Origin of the sequence: Mycobacterium gordonae, from assembly GCF_001417955.2 — a bacterium.
Classification (GTDB): Bacteria; Actinomycetota; Actinomycetes; order Mycobacteriales; family Mycobacteriaceae; genus Mycobacterium; species Mycobacterium gordonae_B.
In genome coordinates this window covers 1-1,688 of sequence record NZ_LKTM01000171.1, presented here as the reverse complement: position 1 = coordinate 1,688, position 1,688 = coordinate 1, and the positions used below count along the sequence as shown (strand labels likewise).

Here is a 1,688-nt window from a genome sequence, read left to right as displayed (position 1 = left end):
ATTCCGGCCTCGAGCACCCCGGCGGGGATCACGGTGGGTGGGTTCGGCCTGCCGCCGATCACGGTGCCCTCGATCTCCATCCCGCCGCTCACGATCCCCGCCGGCACCAGCCTGGACGCATTCAATCTCCCCAAACTGAACATCCCGTCGATCACCACTCCGCCGATCACCATCCCGGCCGGCATCAATGTCAGCGCTTTCGATCTGCCTCGGCTCACTATTCCGTCGATCGATATCCCGTCGATCACCATCGCGGCCGGCACCAGCCTGGGCGCCTTCGATCTGCCCCAGCTGAGCATTCCGGGGATCGATCTTCCCTCGATCACCATCCCCGCCGGCATCACCCTGGGCGCCTTCGACCTTCCCAAACTGACCCTTCCGCCCATCACAATCCCGCCGGTCAGCATCCCGTCCGGCACTACCGTGGGCGGATTCAACCTGCCCCAGCTGACCATTCCGTCATTCACAATCGGCAGCATCACCACCGGCAGCTTCACCACACCCCAAATCGGCCCGCAAGATCTGACCCTGACGCTGCCCACGGTGAACGTTCAGTTCGTCGCGTATCTGCCGAACAACATCACTTTTGCATCGACGGGTATTTCCGGCACGTACCCGCAAATCGGTGGGGGAGTCGTCAATCCCCAAGTCAACAACGGAAATCCGGCCGGAGGTCCTCCCGCCTACATTCAGTTCGGCCCACTCACGATCAGCGGCATCGAGTTCAGCATTCCATCGTTCACGATCGGCGGGTTCGGCCTTCCCGCGTTGACGACACCCGCCATCACCATCCCATCGATTGCGGTGCCCGGGTTTGCCCTGCCGGAACTCACCACGCCGACGTTCACCACGCCGCCGATCACGATCGATCCGATTGGCGCGGCAGCGTTTACGCTGCCTCAGATCACCACGCCACCGATCACGACGCCACCGATCACCATCAATCCAATTGGCACCGGCGGCTTTACGTTGCCGCAGATTGTGACACCGCCGATCACCACACCGCCCATCACGATCGATCCGATCAGTCTGGCCAGGTTCGTCCTGCCGGAGATCAGCATTCCGCCGATCACGACTCCGCCGTTGTCAATTGACCCCATCGGTCTGGCTGCTTTCGCACTACCTCAGATCAGTACCCCGGCGTTGACGACGCCGGTGTTCACGATTCCGTCAATCGGGTTGGGCGGCTTCGCTTTACCGCAGGTCAGTGTGCCGGCGTTGACGACGCCGGTGTTCACGATTCCGTCTGTGGGGTTGGGTGGGTTTGAGCTGCCGCAGGTTAGTGTGCCGGCGTTGACGACGCCGGTGTTTACGATTCCTTCGATTGGGTTGGGGGCGTTTGGGACTCCGGCGTTGACGGTGCCGAGTATTCATCTGCCCAGCAGCGTCATTGCCGAGCTGGCGTTCCCCGGCGGGCCGGGCTACTTCAACACCAGTGTGGCGCCGTCGTCGGGGTTCTTTAATTCCGGCGCCGGCGGTAACTCCGGGTTCGGCAACTACGGCTCAGGCTTGTCGGGGTGGTTGAACTCGAATGTCGCTGGGCTGGCGGGTAATACCGGTGGCACGGGTGTGGTGAGTCTGGGCAGCGCGGTCTCGGGCTGGGTGCATACGGCGTTGTCGCCGGAGTCGTTGGCGACCGGGCTCAATCGGGTGTTGGCCAATGTGGGGTCGGGCAATGTGGGGGTGGG

The 1,688-nt window shown here is 62.9% G+C and carries 1 pseudogene; it reads left to right on the top strand.

The features are described from left to right. Positions 1-1,688, top strand: a pseudogene (locus AO501_RS38040) (hypothetical protein); the annotation flags it as partial.